General features: G+C 36.0%; 16 protein-coding genes and 3 tRNA genes. 9 read left to right on the top strand and 10 right to left on the bottom strand.

From position 1 onward, the window contains the following. The first annotated feature begins 25 nt into the window (after positions 1-25). Positions 26-319: a hypothetical protein gene (locus tag ACWPWS_RS03465; protein WP_454045506.1), complete on the top strand. Its 294-nt coding sequence runs from the start codon at positions 26-28 to the stop codon at positions 317-319. A 132-nt stretch (positions 320-451) separates the two neighbouring features. Here ACWPWS_RS03465 and ACWPWS_RS03460 read toward each other — a convergent pair. The 3 genes from ACWPWS_RS03460 to ACWPWS_RS03450 all read right to left on the bottom strand — a co-directional run bounded on the left by ACWPWS_RS03460 (position 452) and on the right by ACWPWS_RS03450 (position 746). Continuing rightward, positions 452-524, bottom strand: a tRNA-Met gene (locus ACWPWS_RS03460). 38 nt (positions 525-562) lie between these two features. Continuing rightward, a tRNA-Met gene (locus tag ACWPWS_RS03455) sits at positions 563-635 on the bottom strand. A 38-nt stretch (positions 636-673) separates the two neighbouring features. Further along, positions 674-746 (bottom strand) — tRNA-Met (locus tag ACWPWS_RS03450). Positions 747-847: 101 nt separating this feature from the next. On the opposite strand from ACWPWS_RS03450, the gene ACWPWS_RS03445 reads away from it, so the two are divergent. From ACWPWS_RS03445 to ACWPWS_RS03410, 8 genes are all read left to right on the top strand, one after another. Further along, positions 848-1,462 carry an L-threonylcarbamoyladenylate synthase gene (locus ACWPWS_RS03445; RefSeq protein WP_309513706.1) on the top strand — a complete coding sequence of 205 codons (615 nt, stop codon included), beginning with the start codon at positions 848-850 and terminating at the stop codon, positions 1,460-1,462. Between the two features lie 38 nt (positions 1,463-1,500). Beyond that, positions 1,501-2,202 (top strand): CPBP family intramembrane glutamic endopeptidase, encoded by a 702-nt coding sequence (locus ACWPWS_RS03440; protein WP_454045505.1) that lies wholly within the window; start codon positions 1,501-1,503, stop codon positions 2,200-2,202. A gap of 4 nt (positions 2,203-2,206) precedes the next feature. Continuing rightward, positions 2,207-2,965 carry a peroxide stress protein YaaA gene (gene yaaA / locus ACWPWS_RS03435; protein ID WP_454045504.1) on the top strand — a complete coding sequence of 253 codons (759 nt, stop codon included), beginning with the start codon at positions 2,207-2,209 and terminating at the stop codon, positions 2,963-2,965. Further along, positions 2,966-3,814, top strand: a complete 849-nt coding sequence (prmC, locus tag ACWPWS_RS03430; RefSeq protein ID WP_454045503.1) for a peptide chain release factor N(5)-glutamine methyltransferase — start codon at positions 2,966-2,968, stop codon at positions 3,812-3,814. A gap of 27 nt (positions 3,815-3,841) precedes the next feature. Next, positions 3,842-4,864 (top strand): serine hydrolase domain-containing protein, encoded by a 1,023-nt coding sequence (locus ACWPWS_RS03425; protein WP_454045502.1) that lies wholly within the window; start codon positions 3,842-3,844, stop codon positions 4,862-4,864. A gap of 2 nt (positions 4,865-4,866) precedes the next feature. Then, the gene (locus tag ACWPWS_RS03420; RefSeq protein WP_209784173.1) at positions 4,867-5,226 is read left to right on the top strand and encodes a DUF4180 domain-containing protein; all 360 of its coding nucleotides are present in this window, start codon (positions 4,867-4,869) and stop codon (positions 5,224-5,226) included. A gap of 550 nt (positions 5,227-5,776) precedes the next feature. Further along, positions 5,777-6,349: a hypothetical protein gene (locus ACWPWS_RS03415; protein ID WP_454045501.1), complete on the top strand. Its 573-nt coding sequence runs from the start codon at positions 5,777-5,779 to the stop codon at positions 6,347-6,349. 7 nt (positions 6,350-6,356) lie between these two features. Then, entirely contained in the window at positions 6,357-7,898 is a 1,542-nt protein-coding gene (locus ACWPWS_RS03410; protein WP_454045500.1) for a hypothetical protein, read from the top strand. 18 nt (positions 7,899-7,916) lie between these two features. On the opposite strand, the gene ACWPWS_RS03405 is transcribed toward ACWPWS_RS03410, so the two are convergent. The 7 genes from ACWPWS_RS03405 to ACWPWS_RS03375 form a co-directional block, all read right to left on the bottom strand. Further along, positions 7,917-8,894, bottom strand: coding sequence for an NAD-dependent epimerase/dehydratase family protein (locus tag ACWPWS_RS03405; protein ID WP_454045499.1), 978 nt, complete (start codon positions 8,892-8,894; stop codon positions 7,917-7,919). Continuing rightward, a complete protein-coding gene (locus tag ACWPWS_RS03400; RefSeq protein WP_454045498.1) occupies positions 8,891-9,676 on the bottom strand; it encodes an SDR family NAD(P)-dependent oxidoreductase in 786 nt (261 codons plus the stop codon). Before ACWPWS_RS03400 ends, ACWPWS_RS03405 begins: the two co-directional genes overlap by 4 nt. Positions 9,677-9,834: 158 nt before the next feature. Further along, positions 9,835-10,923: a helix-turn-helix domain-containing protein gene (locus tag ACWPWS_RS03395; protein WP_454045497.1), complete on the bottom strand. Its 1,089-nt coding sequence runs from the start codon at positions 10,921-10,923 to the stop codon at positions 9,835-9,837. Positions 10,924-10,954: 31 nt separating this feature from the next. Next, entirely contained in the window at positions 10,955-11,596 is a 642-nt protein-coding gene (locus ACWPWS_RS03390; RefSeq protein WP_034696498.1) for a rhomboid family intramembrane serine protease, read from the bottom strand. Between the two features lie 40 nt (positions 11,597-11,636). Then, on the bottom strand, positions 11,637-14,228 hold the full coding sequence (locus tag ACWPWS_RS03385; protein ID WP_454045496.1) for a DNA gyrase/topoisomerase IV subunit A: 2,592 nt from the start codon (positions 14,226-14,228) through the stop codon (positions 11,637-11,639). Next, positions 14,203-14,709 (bottom strand): hypothetical protein, encoded by a 507-nt coding sequence (locus ACWPWS_RS03380; RefSeq protein WP_245169682.1) that lies wholly within the window; start codon positions 14,707-14,709, stop codon positions 14,203-14,205. The genes ACWPWS_RS03385 and ACWPWS_RS03380 overlap by 26 nt, the downstream gene beginning before the upstream one ends. Positions 14,710-14,811: 102 nt before the next feature. After that, entirely contained in the window at positions 14,812-16,698 is a 1,887-nt protein-coding gene (locus tag ACWPWS_RS03375; protein ID WP_105682024.1) for a DNA topoisomerase IV subunit B, read from the bottom strand. Positions 16,699-16,753 lie beyond the last annotated feature (55 nt).

Raw genomic sequence — 16,753 nt, 5'->3', positions numbered from 1 at the left:
AACATTAAATTTAAAAATTTCTACTATGAAAAAATTAATTTTCGTGGGCTTATTAGCTCTATCAACATTTACATTTGCGAATACTAAAAAAGAAGAAGTAAAGCAAGAAATTAAACATGAAAAAACAATTGAAGTTAAGGAATTAACTATTGAACAAAAACAAGCACTAGCTTTAATGTTTCAAACATGGTCTGTTGCTTACACTAATTCTTGTGGAACAACTAATACCGTTTTTTTCCAATCAGATAACGCAGATGGAAGCCCTGCCTTTATCAGAGAATTGGCATATGCTGTAAATTCAACTTATGATATTTGTTAATTAATACCATATCAACGTAAGAAGCACCTTATTAAAGGTGGTTTTTTTCAAAAATATAATGCAATCTTGCAGATTATTAATTGCTGATATAAAAAAATCGGTATAACTGCCGTTATACCGATTTTAGTTTAGTAGCGGGAACCGGACTCGAACCGATGACCTTCGGGTTATGAGCCCGACGAGCTACCTACTGCTCCATCCCGCGGTGTATTTTTAGAGTGCTTACCGAAAGCACTTGCTTAGTAGCGGGAACCGGACTCGAACCGATGACCTTCGGGTTATGAGCCCGACGAGCTACCTACTGCTCCATCCCGCGGTGTATTTTTAGAGTGTTTACCGAAAACACTTACTTAGTAGCGGGAACCGGACTCGAACCGATGACCTTCGGGTTATGAGCCCGACGAGCTACCTACTGCTCCATCCCGCGATATTGGATTGCAAAGGTACGAATATTTTTCACAAATCCTAATTTTTCTTTTAAATAAAGGACTTTTATGAAAACTATTTTATTATTTGTATCTTTGTTTTATGGCAAAAATATTAAAAATTTATCCGGACAACCCACAGGAAAATCTTGTGAATGAGGTTATTAAAACTTTAAAAAATGGCGGGCTGATTATCTATCCTTCTGATACGATTTATGCTTTAGGCTGTAATATTTTTGATATAAAAGCCATGGAAAAACTGGCTCAGCTCAAAAAAATGAAGCTTGAGAAGTCAAAATTCTCAATTATCTGTAATGATCTAAGCCATCTTTCCGACTTTACAAGACCTATTGATACTTCGGTTTTCAGATTTCTGAAAAGTCACCTTCCGGGACCGTTCACTTTCATTCTTGAAGCGAATAAAAGTTTACCTTTAGCCTATAAAGGTCATAAGACCATCGGTATTCGTGTTCCTGACCATCCCATTCCACAGCTTATTGTTGAAAAACTGGGACACCCTATTGCTTCTACTTCCATTAAAGATGATGATGAAATCCTTGAATATTCTACCGATCCTGAACTCATTGCAGAAAAATATGATCATTTGGTAGACATTGTCATTGATTCAGGGTATGGGGATAATGTGGCTTCCACTATTGTAGACCTTACTTCGGGAGAGCCGGAGATTATCCGTCAGGGAAAAGGGATTATTTTATAGAATTTCAGTTTCAAAGTTGACAGTTGACAGGTTAGATTATGCGTTTTAATGGGAAATATTCTATAGGAATTTTACTCACTTTTATTCTTTTAGCTGCAGCAATGCTTTATTCCAATCCGCTGATCACTTTGATAACAGGAATGGGTAAAATTACTGCAGATCATTTTTTTCTCAGCAGAATTCTGTTATGGGTCATTCTCATTATAGTGTTTCTGTACAGCATTTTTGTAGAGAAAGGTCCTTTTTTACTTAAAGAAGAAAAAAAATATTCGGCAGCATTTTATTGTAAAGCAGCGCTGATCTTATATTTTATCTGCATTCTTGGGGGAGCCATTCTGAATACCTTCATGATGTTCGTTATAGAAGAAAAAGTAAGTACCAAGCTTCTTAATCTCATACCCATTTTTAGAAACAATTATTTTTTAATTATTTTTACCTGTCTTACAGCTGCTATTGTAGAAGAATTCCTGATGCGGGGTTACCTACAGCCCAGGATTGAAAAAATGTATAACAATCCGGCAATAGGAATTATTATTTCAGCTGTTTTATTTGGAATATTGCACAGCACTTACGGTACCATAAGCCAGGTTCTCGGGCCTTTCTTTATTGGAATTGTGTTTGCTATATTTTATAAACGCTATTCAAATATTAAAATTCTGATGATCTGTCATTTTATGATTGACTTTATAGCAATGATGATCATGAATTTTATGGATATTAAACACTTATCTGTATTTTAACATTATGAAAATTATAACATCCCCTGCAAAACTCATGAATGTAGAAAATTCAACAGACCTGTTGAGAACCACTACTCCGAAATTCATTGAAGATGCAGCATTCATTCAATCTTATTTAAAAGAAAAATCACCAAAATATCTTTCCGAACTGATGGAAATATCATCCAAGCTGGCTGATGAAAACTGGGAAAGAAACCAAAAATGGAAATCTAAACCTACTGCAAAAGAATCTGCTCCTGCCATGTTTGCTTTTACAGGAGAGGTTTATAGAGGGCTGGATGCCAAAACGCTGGATAAAAATGCTGTAGATTACCTGCAGAAAAACTACAGAATGCTTTCCGGACTTTACGGTTTGCTGAAACCATCTGATAAAGTAATGCTTTACAGACTGGAAATGGGACGCCCATTTAAATTTGAGCAATACAATAATCTGTATGAATTCTGGAGAGAAAAAATTACAGAACAATTAAATTCTGAGATGAAAAAAGGAGAAATACTCCTTCACCTTGCCAGCAATGAGTATGGAAAAGTAATCGACAGAAAGAAGCTGAACCATACTGTAATAGATTTTGATTTTTACGAATTAAAAGAAGGAAAACTGAAAACCATTGTGGTGTATACCAAGCATGCAAGAGGTCTTTTGGTGAGGTTCTGTGCTGAAACCAATGCAAAGACACTGGAGGATGTAAAAGCCTTTAATTATGAAGGATACAGAATTGATGAAGAGAAGTCAACGGATACAAAACTGGTTTTTACAAGATAAATGACAATTTCAGCATTTAAAAAATATTTCAAAACAGAACTTTCCGGCCTTTATACTGAGTCGGAAAGTGTGTTTTTATCGTCTTTGTTCATTCATCAGATTGTAGGTTTTGATAATTTCCAGCAAAGAAGATCTTCCGAACAGGAACTTTTGATGGATGATGAAAAAAAGCTTTGTGATCTCGTTGCAGAACTTAAAACAGGAAGACCTTATCAGCAGATATTGGGTGAAACAGAATTCTATGGGATGAAAATCCTTGTGGATGAAAATGTACTGATTCCCCGTCCTGAAACAGAAGAATTGCTGGAGATCGCGATCAGAGAAATTCAAGGTTTAAAGTTTGACGTTCAAAGTTTAAAGATTTTAGACATAGGAACCGGAAGTGGAATCATTCCGTTGGTGTTAAAGAAGTATTTTCCTGAGGCTCATGTTTCATCCATTGATTTTTCTGAAAAAGCACTGGAAACAGCTCAAAGGAATGCCGAATATCACCAATTAGATATCAATTTCATTCACGCCGATTATCTCAATTTTGAGCTGGCTGAAAGTTATGATATTATTATTTCGAATCCTCCCTATATCGGGATTGAAGAGGAGATTGAAATTGCCGATTCCGTGAAAGAATTTGAACCTAAAATGGCCCTTTTCTCCCCTACTGCAGATGCTTTGATCTTTTACAGGAAGATTGCGGAAGATGCTAAAAAATATCTGAAAGACGAAGGACTGCTGTTTTTAGAAATCAATCAGAAACTGGGGCCTGAAACCCTGGAACTGTATCAATATTTCTCTAACGCTCAATTATTGAAGGATTTATCCGAAAATGACAGGTTTATTTATGGAAGGAAATAAGTAATTTTGCTGCCATACACCTAACCTATGAAAACTTTGATATGGAACTTCTTCATCGCTATTTCACTGATTATACAGTTGATATCCTGCAAACAGCATCCTCAGGATATTGTGAGTGAATATTACCGCAAAGGAGAATTCAACGGTTCTGTTCTGATTATAAAAAACGGCCAGATTGTTTGTGATACGGCTCTGGGATTCCGCAATATTGAAAAAGGACTGAAAGCAGATAAAAATACTTCGTTCTATATTGCATCTCTCAGTAAACCTTTTACGGCTGCTGCTATTCTCATGCTAGAGCAAAAAGGGGCATTGAAACTGGATGACAAAGCTTCCCGGTTCATTACACTTCCTGAATATGCTAAAAACATTACTATCAGACAGCTTTTGCATCATACTTCAGGAATTAGGGATTATGAAAATCTGTTTTCTAAAAAGGAATTAACCAATCAGGAGGTGATTAACTGGCTGTTCAGTGGTAAAAATCTTGATTTTGTTCCCAACAGCAAGTTTAAGTACAGCAATACTGGGTATATAATCCTCTCCTGTATTATTGAAAAGGCTTCCGGAAAGTCTTACAGTACTTTTATCAATGAGCATATTATTACTCCTTTAAAAATGCATCATACCTATGTATATGAAGCTGGTACGGTTATTCAGAATAGAGCCTCAGGATATAATAAAGAGAAGAAACCTGATGACTATTCGATTTTAACAACGGGTGACGGCGGGATCTACTCTACTCCTGAAGATCTTTATCAATTTGATCAGGCTTTACGAAATTATACTTTGATTAATAAAGAAAATACCCAGGCGATGTATTCTACTTTTCCATTATCTGACGGCAAAATATCTGATTATGGATTCGCATGGTTCATAGAGAATAACAATGGGAAAATTTCAGCGATGCATACCGGTGGTTTAAATGGTTTTAAAGCTTTATTATGGAGAGATTTACAGCATAACACCTGTATTATTGCTCTTACCAATCAGGGAGAAGCATTTCCACTAGGTAATTTTTTACATGATATAAAAAAAGCAATACGGTAAACATGACTATTCAATCACACGAAATCAACAATATAAAAATCGCAGAAATAATTTCTGATGATATGATTATCCAATCCGCACAGGATGGGCTGGATCTTATGGGAAATATCTATTACCAGGGTTTTGATAAAGTTATTCTTTATGAAAAAAACATTACCCCTGAATTCTTCGATTTAAAGACCAGAATAGCGGGAGAAATTCTCCAAAAATTCTCAAACTATCGTATAGGTTTGGCTATAGTAGGTGACTTTAGCAAATATGAAAGTAAAAGCATGAGAGATTTCATTTTTGAAAGCAATAAGACCAAACACATCAATTTCGTTGATCAATTAGAAAACGCACTGGAAAATTTTTCAAAATAAGCTCTTTTTCAATTCTTTATCTAAGAAATTTGATGTTTGTAATGTTTTCAAAAATAATAATACTTTTATAAATTTAATTTTTAGAATTCCTTAATAAAACATAAAAATTTACACAATAAAAACAATATTGTTAGTTTATCAATTGTGTAAAAATTTAAATTAAAACTTATTAATTATTAATAGAAAACTAGAATTAATTCTATAAACATAATCTTATCAATATTTCTTTGTACATTTGCATAAAACACGAGGGAATATGAATCTTACTTATTTAATGGCTATTACAGCTACATAATTCAATTTATTTTTCCGACTATTTCAGATTAGACATAGAATGCTCATGGATGGGCATACTTGTAACATCTGCTATTGGCTTTTGGAGCAAAAGTCTCCTCATGCCATGCTACGACATTCTACATTTCATGAGCCAAATGAATTGTTAGAGACACTTATTTTCCTTACGGAATTAAGCCATCAGAAAGGACTTTTCTAAAAACATAACCATCAAAAAAAAACATAAAATACACAGATAAAAATTATTAAGAACATCATGATTAAAAAATTATTTCTACCATTCGTTTTAGTAAGTTCGTTATCATTCGCCCAAGTAGGGATTAACACAGCCATGCCTGACGAAAGTGCAATCCTGGATGTTTACAGTCAAAATAAAGGAATGCTGATCCCAAGACTTACTACAGCAAAAAGAGACGCCATTACCAATCCAGCCAACTCACTTCTTATCTATGATACGGATAGAAAATGCTTAAGCCAGAATATTGGTACTCCTACAAAACCTGATTGGCTTTGCATTAGTAATAATGCTGTAAAAATGTTTTACATGCCTAGTGTTTCTTTTGATACATCAAGTAATGCCACTGGCCGAACGAAAGATTTATATACCCTTTATAAAACCCAGTTCGGATCTCCAAAAGCAAAAAGCACCAGTGCTCCAGCTTCAATCCCGTTTTTCCCATCTAGTAAAGATCTTTACTATTATGTAACTGATGCTGATCCTAATGTGTTCAGTAATATCTCAATTTCTGATGACGGTGTGATGACTTATGATGTAAAAGCTGCAGCCACAGACTGTTCATTTATCAATATTGTTTTTGTTGTTAAATAATTGAGCTATGATAAAAAGTACTTCAATTGTACAGCACAAAAAGTTTTTGTTTATTCTTTCCTTATTTATTTTCTCTCAAAATATTCAGGCACAGAATGAGCAAGGGACAGGCTATCCGTATTTTGTCAATTTTACCCAGGGATTACAACCTCAAGAAGCTTATAAAGTGGCAACAAGCGGTGTTCAGAATGATGCAACCTTTACTACGGACGGGCTAAGGCTTACCCGAAGTGTGAATAATATTTCAGGAGGTGTTATACTTGCCGATAAAATATTCAAAAGTGACCAGGGAATTAAATTCGAATTTGAATTTGCTATTTATGGAGGAAATACCAACGGAGGAGACGGTATTTCCATATTCTTAGTGGATGGATCTATTCCTAAGAGCCAGCTTAATCTGGGATATTTTGGAGGAGGATTAGGATATAGTTTTGTACGTGGAGGCGAGTCTACGGAAGGACTGAGAGGAGCATATCTGGGAATTGGTCTGGATGAATTCGGAAATTTCAAAACAAGCTTTAACCAAGGGGAAAGAGTTAGAAATGGAATATTTGGAGTGGGATTAGCTGATGGACGCAGTAATGTTTCTTTAAGAGGTAAGCGTGGAAATCAATATCTGTCTTCAGCTGAGCCTGCGGGATACAATGGTTATCCACTGCTTTACAGCATAGCAACCAATGCATCACCTTCCAGCACTAACAGATCAGCTTATCTGGATACCACAACTGGGAAATATATTGGTGTTAAAAATACAGCTCTTCAACAATTCAGTATAGAAAGCGGAGGAACTACAATTCCTCTAAATGAAAATGATGTAAGATTCCGTAAGGCATATATCACTCTGGTTCCCAATCCTGCCGGAGGTTACAATATATCCCTGGAAATACAGCACGGAACAGTGAAAGAAAAAGTGATTGATAATTATTATTACCCTACTTCTCTGAAATATACCGAGACGACGATATCCAACAGTACAGTGAGAACGCTGGATACTTCAGCGCCCTCTACTTTCAGAATTGGGTTTGCAGCTTCTACAGGAGCCGCAAAAAATATACATTTACTGAAAAACTTAGGGGTTACAAGACCTTATGCTGCCGAAGTAACAGATGATCTGTTTGCTGGCTGCCCGGGGATAAAATCAATCTATTATCCTTTGCTTAATGATGCAGCTTATTCTTCAGCAGCCGGACAAAATCCGCCAACACTTTCCTATAACAACCTTGATTTTAATTCATTCCGCTTTTTGGATAACAACGGAGCCGTAATTCCGAATATAACAGGAGGTGTCTATACCAGCAGCCAGGGAACATGGACCTATTTCCCAACTACCGGAGCGCTTTCTTTCAAGCCAGCGGCTGGATTCACCGGAGTTGCCCAGGTACAATATGACATTAAAGGAGGTGGAAGCAACGGTACTGAAGCTCCTTACAATAAGGAAGAATACAGATCATTGCCAGCATTGGTACAGGTGAATATTTCTAGTACCAATAACTGCAGTAAAGCCTGTGTTATTTCCAACAAAAATGTAACTCAGAAAATAACAAGATAATTTTGATAAAACCAGCTTTTAAGAGCTGGTTTTTTTATTTTCAATAAAATACTGAACAGCATCTTCTATTGCTTTATCAGTAGACTGGTATTGAAGATTCAGATCTTGTACTGATTTCCGATTAGAATAATAATTACTGATCTGCAGGGCTTTCATATTGGAGGTACTGAGATTTGTTTTTATGCTTAATTTTCTCAAGCCGTCACCTATCAATCCAAGGAAACTCAAAATTCTGTTGGGAATGGCTATCATAACCGGATTTTGATTTGTAATCCGGTTTATTTTCTTAAAAAATTCTTGGTAGCTTAAATTTTCATTGGCTAAAAGGTATTTTTCACCATTCCTTCCTTTTTCAATGGCAGTTACTATTCCGTTGGCGGCATCTTCCGCGTGTACAAAGTTTTTGCCTCCTTTCGGATACAATATTACTTTCTTTTTCCATGCCCAGAAAATAATTTTTCCGGAACTGGGTTTGCTGTCATAAGCTCCCATCATAAAGGTTGGGTTAACAATGACAACCTCTGTATTTTTGCGGTTGTTTAAAAGATAATCTTCTGCTTCCCGCTTACTCTGAGCATAGAATGAATGGGTAAAAGGATATAGCTGCGGTGCATTTTCATTTCCCGGGAAAGCAGTATTTCCAAATCCTATAGTATTTGCTGTACTTACAAACAAAAACGTTTTTACTCTCATCAGTTCTGCATATGTAAAGAGATTCACAACGGTTTCATAGTTCACTTTCCTGTATTCATCATAATTGAAGAGATTTTGGCGTGTTTCTGCCGCTATATGAATGATACAGTCGACATCAGTGAAAAGTGCTGATATATCAGACGAAAGGTCAGCTTCCACCAGTTTCATATTTTCATTTTCTTCGCCCAGCCAGTTGCTTTTCTTGCGCACCAGAGCAATAACAGAATAACCATTTTGTAATAATTTTAAGATAACATTAGTTCCCAGAAGACCTGTTGCTCCGGTTACACAAATTTTTTTCATGCTTCAATCTCTCTTTTTATAGCCTGGGTCATCAAGGGAAGTTTAATCCATATAGGTAATATTTTCATTACCAGCCAGCTGATTGGATTCACCATAATTACGGAATCTTTTTTAAACAGTTGACGAATACAGTATGAGGCTACTTTATCAGGATTTAAAAGCGTTAATCTCCCCATAAAACCTTGCTTTTCTATTCTTTCACATACATCCTGATTCGTTTTCATCGCGCCCGGATTTACAACACTTACAAAAACGTTGGTATCTTTCAGTTCTTCATGAAGTCCTCTTGAAAATGAATGGATAAAGCTTTTGGATGCGGGATATACAGTCTTAAAACCTATGGGTGAAAATGCAGCCATGCTTGAAACATTCAGAATATAGGCTTTGGGTTGCTTTAAAAGATTTGGAAGCAGTTGATGGGTAATTAATGATGTTGCTGCTACATTCACCTGCAATATAGTGTTGATATAATTCGAGGAAGCTTCTGTAAACTTTTTAGTTCCGCCCAGCCCTGCATTATTAATCAGGATATGAATATCAAAAGAGCGGTTAAGCCATTCCGTAAGTTTCATCACATTTTCATGGACAGAAAGATCCGTTTCATAATAATGGACTTTTATTTCATAGTGTTCTTCCAGCTCTCTTGAAAATTCTTTGAGGTTCTGATCCGGAAGGCTTATAAGAATAACATTGATCTTTTTTTTGGCCAACTGTTCTGCGAATGATTTGCCTAATCCCTGGCTTGCTCCTGTGACTACAGCATATGATTCTTTGGTATCCATACGTTTTAAATTTATGGTACAAAGCTATCATGAAAGGCAGGCTTTAATGTTCAGAATTATCTGAGCGAACTCATTTTAAAATTTTCAAAACAAATAACTAATTAATTGAAAGTCAGAAAATTAAACACAAAACAAAGTAAAACTTTATAAACCGGAACTTATTTTTTGAATTCAGAAGGGGTTTGTCCGGTTACTTTTTTAAAAGTTGTATTGAAAGAGGTTTTGGAATTGAATCCGGATTCGTAAGCAATTCCTAAAATGGATAATTTACCGTTCGGTTCTTTCAGAAGCTTTTTAGCATAGTCTACTCTATACTCATTTACATATTGGAAGAAATTTTTTCCAAAACCTGTATTGATCACATACGACAGATGATGGGTAGAAACAGATAGCATTTCAGCCAGTCTGATCAGATTAAGTTCGCTGTCAAGGTAAGGTTTTTGTGTTTCCATAATACCTTCCAATGAGGTTTTAATCTTTATTAATTCTTCATCAGAAATAAGTTTTCTTCTGGTTTCTTCCGGATCAGAATCTTCATCAATAGAGATCAGCTCCTGTCTCTGTTTTTCTTCCAAAGGATAAATTTCCTTCTGCTTCAGAGAGTAGTAACCCACACAGTAAATAACAGATAAAAAGACTGCATTGATAAAGAAATTCAATGATTTTGGATCGTAGAAAAGATTGTAAATTACATAGATAATATTCACAATGAGAAGCACCAGAATAATATATTCCAGCCAGTTCAGGTTGATTCCTTCTGTGTTGGAAGAAAACTGCTGGATCTTCTTTTGATGTTTTCGGATGGTAATATAAGAAAGTGCCGTATAAAACAAAGCCTGAATCAGGATCAAAATAACACTCAGATATTCAAATGGTGCTTCATAACCGAGGTTTACTAAGATAAGACATAGCACAAAAGCTGCAGGAAGTAACAGGAATCTAACATCCCTGATTTTGAAGGTAAAAGAGGGATTGGTAAAGAACAGCACACTAAAGTAAAAAACAATGGGTGTGAAAAACTGAATACATCTCACGAAAAACAGAGAATGAAACTCTATTGTTACGCCCGTAATAAGGAACAGAACTTCATCCAGCCAAAAGGTAGACCACAGAAACAGAAATATCCCAAACCAGAAATTGGCTTTACGGTTTACTTTCAAAGGATTGGCAAGCTTCAGCAGAGAAAGCAAAACCAATGAACCATAGATAAGTATCACGATGAAACTGTTTAACTCTGATGTGTTCATTGGTTTTGATATTTTAATTAAAAATAGTCTTTTATCCTATTCGTTTCCTTACAAAAATTTCATATCCTAAATAAATTAACGGAAGTGACATGATTCCTAAGAAAAGGATATTGCTCATGGCCAGCTGTGGATGCATTACAATAGAGTAAACCAATCCAAAAAAAGCACCTCCCAGGTGAGCAGCATGGCCCAGGTTATCCCACTGCTTCGGGTTCAGCATCATATACACTGAATATCCGAAATATAATGTTCCAAATAACCATCCAGGCAGGAAATTAACGCTGATCTCATTGGGTGCCATGGCAATGGAAGCAAAAATGATTCCCGAAACCGCACCTGATGCTCCTATCGCAGAATACCAAGGCTGATTTTTATAAATCTGTAAACTGAATAAATTCCCAAGAATCATTGATCCGAAATAAAGAATCAAAAATCCTATTTCCCCAAAGAAGCTAATGACTACTCCCTGGAAAAAATACAGGGAAAGCATATTAAAAAATAAGTGCATAAAGTCTGCATGTAAAAACGCAGAACTGATAAGCCTTACATATTCTTTACGGTTTGCAATAGCTCCAACATTGAATTTATATTTTTCAAATAATGCTGTATTATTGAACCCCATGTAGCTAAAAATACATGTGGCTGCAATGATAATGATAACAACTATATCCATTGTATTCTTTTTATGTTATACCTGAACAGATGTGTTCAGTCTATTCATTTTCATTATTTCCATCCCCCTGGAACAAATCACCAATAACTCCTCCGTCTTCATCCCCATCTCCTGTAGGTTCCGGATCTTCATATACTTCAGGCTCTTCTTCTATAGGTTCAGGAATAGTGATATTGATGGCTTTTACTTTGAACTTTGTAAACTGGTTACCAATGGCTTTTATTCCTTTTACCGCGATGAATTCATCGATATTAATTGTTTCCGGATCACGTTCTTTTCCTTTATCTTTTGCAAAAGTAATTTCTGCAGTAACATCGTTGGCAACAATTACATTTTCAATGAATGATTTCGGATGTTCAGAAGGCATAAAAGTCTGTACATTCACCGTGTTTTCCAGTAAGAATCTTTTAATGAAATAAATATCTTTTTCTCCATCGTAATAGATACAGGTAATCGGTTGTGCAGGTCTCCATTTTTCCAACACCAGATATTCATCATCAAAACGATTACCCAGATCAAAAGACACCAGTTTCACCTCGCCGTTTGTATTGATCGTCAGGATTTTGTCATCTCCTTTAAAGCTTCCCAGTAATGTTCCTCTTACATCAGCATTCAGTCTTCTTACCGTATCATCAAACCAGATCTTTCTCGGTGCCAGAGTAGAAACTCCTTCTTCCTTCATATCTACTTTCTTCACGGCATATTTAGTCACAAGATTTCCTTTGGAATCACGTCCTTTAATCGCAAGATCGGAGAAGTTGATCTCCATTTTATTCTTTCTGATTCTGGGATTAGGTTTTAAAAGCACGGTTACCGTTTCTGCTTCCCCATTAGGATTTGCTGAGAAATATAAGGTTTCCGATCCTTTTTTATCAGAAGCTAGCGGATAATCTGTATTTCGGGTAACTCCGGTTACAGAGAATCGTTTCATATAATATGGGCCTTCTCTTCCTTCGCGATAGATCATATTATATACCGTTCTCTTATCATTTTTCTTCCAAATAGCGACATGCAGAATATCTTTACCAACGAATGTTTTGGCCTCTACTTTTACCACTTTCATACTTCCGTCTTTTCTGAAAATGATGATATCATCAATGTCTGAACAATCGAAAAGATACTGGTCTTTTTTCAGAGATGTTCCTATAAAACCTTCTTCGAAATTGGCATAGAACTTTTCATTGGCAACAGCTACTTTTGTAGCATCAATGGTATCAAAGATTCTAAGTTCTGTTTTTCTCTGCTTGTCTTTACCGTATTTTTTCTGAATGTTTAAATAATAATCAATAGCATAAGCAATCAGGTTGGCTAGATGGTATTTTACCTGTTCAATTTTACCTTCAAGTGAGGCTATATTTTCTTTAAATTTATCTAAATCGAATCTTGAAATTCTCTTGATTCTGATTTCTGTCAGTTTTAAAATATCCTCTTCTGTAACCGCTCTTAAAAGATGTTTGGTATGAGGTTTTAATCCTGCATCAATGGTTTTTATTACCTCTTCCCAGGTTTTCACCTCTTCAATATCGTGGTAAATCCTGTTCTCGATGAAAATTCTTTCCAATGAAGAGAAATGCCAGCTTTCCTGAAGTTCATGAAGCTCAATTTCAAGTTCTTTCTTCAGTAAGGATACGGTATGATCTGTATTCGTTTTCAGAATATCAGATACCGTCAAAAACATAGGTTTATCTCCTACAATCACACAGGCATTTGGAGAAATGGTTACCTGACAGTCTGTAAATGCATACAAGGCATCAATAGTTTTGTCCGGCGACACATCATTATGAATATGAATCAGAATTTCTACCTTATCTGAAGTATTGTCTTCAATCTTTTTGATTTTGATCTTTCCTTTCTCATTGGCTTTTAAAATAGAGTCAATAAGATCAGTTGTTGTTTTAGAATAAGGAAGTTCCGAAATTACCAATGTATGCTTATCCGTCTGGGTAATTTTGGCTCTTGCTCTTACCTTTCCTCCTCTGTGACCGTCATTATATTCGGAGACATCAAGATAACCGGCGGTTAAAAAGTCCGGATACAGTTCAAATTTCTTACCTTTTAAATAGGCTACTGAGGCATTGATAAGCTCATTAAAGTTATGAGGAAGTATTTTTGTGGAAAGCCCTACCCCAATACCTTCTACTCCCTGTGCAAGAAGCAGAGGGAATTTCACCGGTAAATCAATGGGTTCATTGTTTCTTCCGTCGTAAGACTTTGTCCAGTCTGTAGTTTTAGGATTAAATACTACTTCCAGGGCAAAAGGAGTCAGTCTTGCTTCAATATATCTTGCTGCCGCTGCAGAGTCTCCTGTATAAATATTCCCCCAGTTTCCCTGAGTATCAATTAATAGCTCTTTCTGCCCAATCTGCACCATGGCATCTGTAATGGAAGCATCACCGTGTGGGTGATATTTCATGGTATTTCCCACGATATTGGCCACTTTATTGTAACGGCCATCTTCCAGTTCACGCATGGAGTGCATAATTCTTCGTTGAACGGGTTTTAAACCGTCATATATTGAAGGGATAGCTCTATCCAGAATTACATAGGAAGCATAATCAAGAAACCAGTCTTTGTACAGCCCGGAAACTTTTTTCAAGCTTTCACCCTCATGCGAATATTCTTCTGTCGTCATCTGTTTTATCTTTTTTCTCTTTATTAGCTTTCACTACTTTGTTTAGAGAGAGTTTTAAATCGTTTACTTGTTTTCTGTTCAAATAAGAAATCTGGTACTTAAGTATTGTAGAACCATTATTCTTACTGGAAACCGTAATGTATAATCTTTTGAAAAAGAGAATACTGACTACATCATATTTTATCAGTTTATATTTTGGAAATTCATCGTGAAGAGGTTTGTTTAAAAAGGGGATAATATTCCTGTTTTTAAAATTCAAAGCTTCTCCATCGCTGTCATATTCAAAAATCTGTCTGCCGCTGATGTAAAAGATAATCAGCAGTAGAAGGGGAACAATAATCAATAAATAACTTTCTTTGCCCATTGCATTAAACCTGTATTCATTAGCGACAAATGCGATTATACAAAACACAGTTGTCATCAAAAGCAATGTACTCAAAGAGTTATAAATTGATGCTTTATTACGGTTACTTAGTCTCATTTTAATTTTTTGGCTGGGTAAGTATTATAATTCTTACTTCATCCAAAATTGTGTTTTTTTCAGTATTTGCAATGGTTTTGCAACCAGTTTTTTTAAGTCCTATTAATTTTCTACTTCATCCAGAATTTGTTTTTTATCAATATCCGTATCATCTTCCACCACAAGGTTTTCAAGAATGAAGGTCTGTCTGTCCGGAGTATTTTTCCCCATGTAAAATTCCAGAAGCTGATCAATCGTCTGGTCTTTTCCCACTACTACAGGTTCTAAGCGGATATCTTTGCCAATGAAATGCTTAAATTCATCTGGAGAAATTTCTCCCAATCCTTTAAATCGGGTGATTTCCGGATTTTTTCCCAGTTCATTTAATGCCTTCACTCTTTCGGCTTCTGAATAGCAGTATCTTGTTTCCTTTTTATTTCTCACTCTGAATAAAGGAGTCTGAAGGATATAAAGGTGTCCGTTTTTAATCAGATCCGGAAAGAACTGCAGGAAGAAAGTAATCATCAGCAGACGGATGTGCATTCCATCCACATCGGCATCGGTAGCAATGATCACCTGATTGTATCTCAGGTCTTCCAGACTTTCCTCAATATTTAAAGCTGCCTGAAGAAGGTTAAACTCTTCATTTTCATATACAACTTTCTTCGTAAGGCCGTAGCAATTCAGGGGTTTACCCTTCAGTGAAAATACAGCCTGCGTTTCTACATCTCTGGATTTTGTGATTGATCCTGATGCAGAATCTCCTTCGGTAATGAAGATCTGAGTATCACCTTTTCTCTCAGCTTTCTGATCGTTATAGTGCTGCCTGCAGTCACGAAGTTTTTTATTATGAAGAGATACTTTTTTTGCTCTTTCTCTGGCCAGTTTCTGGATTCCGGAAAGTTCTTTTCTTTCTCTTTCGGAAATGAGTATTTTTCTCTGGATTGCTTCTGCTATTTCCGGATTTTTGTGTAGGAAATTGTCCAGTTTACTCTTAAGGAAATCAATGATGAATGTTCTTACAGTAGGTCCGTTCGGTCCCATATCATTAGACCCTAATTTTGTTTTGGTCTGGGATTCAAAAACCGGTTCTTCTACATTGATTGAGATTGCCGCAATGATAGACTTTCTGATATCAGAAGCATCAAAACTTTTATTGAAAAACTCACGAATCGTTTTTACATACGCTTCACGGAATGCATTAAGGTGAGTTCCCCCCTGCGTTGTGTTCTGTCCGTTAACAAATGAGAAATAGGTTTCTGTCTGTGATTTGTCAGAATGGGTAATGGCTAACTCAATATCATTATCCTTCAAATGAACAATCGGGTAAAGGATATCGCTTTCCAATTCTTCTTCCAATAAATCTTTAAGACCATTTTCAGAATAAAAAGTTTCTCCGTTGAAAAGTATTTTAAGTCCCGGATTCAGATAGGCATAATTGCGGAGCATTCTTTCGATATACTCTTTTCTGTATTTGAAATGCAGGAAGATTTCTCCATCAGGAATAAAAGAAATTTCAGTACCGTTTCTATCCGAAGTTTCCTTTTCATCAAAGTTTTCCTGGATCATACCGCGGGAGAATTCGGCTACTTTCATTTTTCCGTCTCGGAAAGAGCGAACTCTGAAGTAATCGGAAAGGGCATTTACCGCTTTGGTACCGACCCCGTTCAATCCTACAGATTTTTTGAACGCTTTACTGTCGTATTTACCACCGGTATTCATTTTTGAAACAGCGTCTACCACTTTCCCAAGCGGAATTCCACGGCCAAAGTCACGAATAGTAACTTTGCCGTCATCCAGCTTTATTTCAATTCTTTTCCCTGAACGCATTCTGAACTCATCAATAGAGTTGTCCAGGATTTCTTTTAACAGGATATAAATACCATCATCAGCAGAAGAACCATCACCGAGCTTCCCGATGTACATACCGGGGCGCAGACGGATGTGTTCCTGCCAATCAAGGGTTCTGATATTATCTTCGGAGTAGGTTGGATTTATTTCTTGTGACATATATGATTTCAGCAAACATACAAAAGTACAAAATTGTCTAAAATTATCCGAATTT

It is taken from the genome of Chryseobacterium sp. Marseille-Q8038, from assembly GCF_965111995.1.
The sequence above is the reverse complement of the archived record's forward strand: the minus strand, read 5'-3'. Positions and strand labels throughout refer to the sequence as shown.